Origin of the sequence: Pseudomonas sp. NPDC089534, assembly GCF_044749305.1 — a bacterium.
In the GTDB taxonomy this organism is placed as follows: domain Bacteria; phylum Pseudomonadota; class Gammaproteobacteria; order Pseudomonadales; family Pseudomonadaceae; genus Aquipseudomonas; species Aquipseudomonas ekonensis.
In genome coordinates, this window is record NZ_JBIVHR010000199.1 from 1 (window position 1) to 2,348 (window position 2,348).

General features: G+C 62.1%; 2 protein-coding genes. Both read right to left on the reverse strand.

What is annotated here, in order from left to right; all coding sequences use genetic code 11:
- Window positions 1–1,529: NADH-quinone oxidoreductase subunit C/D (gene nuoC / locus ACIP0B_RS28330; RefSeq protein ID WP_400838482.1), on the reverse strand; the 1,529-nt coding region annotated here is incomplete at its 3' end.
- Between the two features lie 72 nt (window positions 1,530–1,601).
- Window positions 1,602–2,276, reverse strand: a complete 675-nt coding sequence (locus tag ACIP0B_RS28335) for an NADH-quinone oxidoreductase subunit B family protein (RefSeq protein WP_085579803.1) — start codon at window positions 2,274–2,276, stop codon at window positions 1,602–1,604.
- Window positions 2,277–2,348: the final 72 nt, after the last annotated feature.

Sequence of the window (2,348 nt, forward strand, 5' to 3'; positions counted from 1 at the left end):
ATCAGGGTTTCGATGTGCTGCAGCGTGCGCTCTTTGGGCGGCGGCGTGGTCAGCGGGTGATCCGCCTTGTACGGGCCTTCCGGCATGTTGCGCAGGCACTGGTCGATGATGCGCACGCTCTGGCGCATCTCTTCCACGCGCACCATGCAGCGGTCGTAGGCGTCGCCGTTGGCGGCCAGCGGCACGTCGAACTCGAAGTTCTCGTAGCCGGAGTACGGGCGCGCCTTGCGCAGGTCGAAGTCGCAGCCGGTGGAACGCAGGCCGGCACCGGTGACGCCCCATTCCAGGGCCTCTTTGGTGTTGTACTGGGCGACGCCGATGGTGCGGCCCTTGAGGATGCTGTTCTGCAGGGCGGCCTTGGTGTACTCGTCGAGGCGCTTGGGCAGCCATTCGACGAAGTCGCGCACCAGTTTGTCCCAGCCGCGCGGCAGGTCGTGGGCGACGCCGCCGATGCGGTACCAGGCCGGGTGCAGACGGAAGCCGGTGATGGCTTCGATCACGGTGTAGGCACGCTGACGGTCGGTGAAGGTGAAGAACACCGGGGTCATCGCGCCGACGTCCTGGATGTAGGTGCCCAGGAACAGCAGGTGGCTGGTGATCCGGAAGAACTCGGCCATCATGATGCGGATGACGTCGACCTTCTCCGGCACCTTGATGCCGGCCAGCTTCTCGACCGAGAGCACGTACGGCAGGTTGTTCATCACGCCGCCGAGGTAGTCGATGCGGTCGGTGTACGGGATGTAGCTGTGCCAGGACTGGCGCTCGCCCATCTTCTCGGCGCCGCGGTGGTGGTAGCCGATGTCCGGCACGCAGTCGACGATCTCTTCGCCGTCCAGCTGCAGGATGATGCGGAACGCACCGTGGGCCGAAGGGTGGTTCGGGCCGAGGTTGAGGAACATGTAGTCCTCGTTCGGGCCGGAACGCTTCATGCCCCAGTCTTCAGGACGGAAGCGCGCGGCCTCTTCCTCAAGCTGCTGCTTGGCCAGGTTCAGGCTGAACGGATCGAATTCGGTGGCGCGGGCAGGGAAGTCCTTGCGCAGCGGGTGACCTTCCCAGGTCGGCGGCATCATGATGCGCGACAGGTGAGGGTGGCCTTTGAAGTCGATGCCGTACATGTCCCAGACTTCACGCTCGTACCAGTTCGCGTTCGGCCAGATGCCGGTGACGCTTGGCAGGCTGAGGTCGCTCTCGGACAAGGCAACCTTGATCATCACGTCACTATTACGTTCCAGCGACATGAGGTGGTAGAACACGGTGAATTCGGCGCCGTCCGGCAGCCCTTGACGCTTGGTGCGCAGACGCTCGTCCACGCCGTGCAGGTCATAGAGCATGACGTACGGCTTGGGCAGGTTGCGCAGGAAGGTCAGGACTTCGACGAGCTTGGCGCGGGCCACCCACAGCACCGGCATGCCGGTGCGGGTCGGCTGGGCGGTGAAGGCCTCGGCGCCAAAGCGGTTGTTCAGTTCGACGACCACATCCTGGTCGTCTGCCTTGTAAGGCGGGATGTACAGAGCACTGCCTGTAGTCATGGTTATTTTTTCGCTTTCGGTCAACGTAAAGAATGAAGCCAGCTTCTCGTTTCTATGCAGAACAGATCTGGATCAGACTTCGTCAGGGCTGCGCAGGTTGGTTACCTGAATGCGCTGTTCGCGGCGCTGTTCCTTTTGCGAAGGCATGTCGGCGCGATAGACGCCTTGATCGCCAACGACCCAGGAAAGTGGGCGACGCTCCTGGCCAATCGATTCCTGCAGCAGCATCAGGCCTTGCAGGAACGCTTCTGGACGGGGCGGGCAGCCAGGCACGTAAACGTCCACCGGCAGGAACTTGTCCACCCCCTGAACCACGGAGTAGATGTCGTACATGCCACCGGAGTTTGCGCACGAACCCATGGAGATAACCCACTTCGGCTCGAGCATTTGCTCGTAGAGACGCTGGATGATCGGCGCCATCTTGATGAAGCAGGTACCGGCGATAACCATGAAGTCCGCCTGACGCGGTGATGCCCGGATGACTTCGGCGCCGAAGCGGGCGATGTCGTGGGGCGCCGTGAAGGCGGTGGTCATTTCCACGTAGCAGCACGACAGGCCGAAGTTGTACGGCCACAGGGAGTTCTTACGCCCCCAGTTGACCGCGCCGCTCAGCACGTCTTCCAGCTTGCCCATGAAAATGTTTTTGTGAACCTGATCCTCTAACGGATCGGCGACGGTTTCCCGTTTGCCGATCGGGTACTGCTCGTTAGGCGCATCGGGGTCGATTCGGGTGAGATTGTATTGCATTGCCAAAGCCTCATTGTTTCAGCTTCGCCTGCCGCTTACGACGAGCTTCCGGAGCCCAGTCAAGGGCGCCCA

Excerpts from the sequence above, each read along its gene's own strand:
- ACIP0B_RS28335 (WP_085579803.1), bottom strand. The coding sequence starts at position 2,276 with ATGCAATACAATCTCACCCGAATCGACCCCGATGCGCCTAACGAGCAG.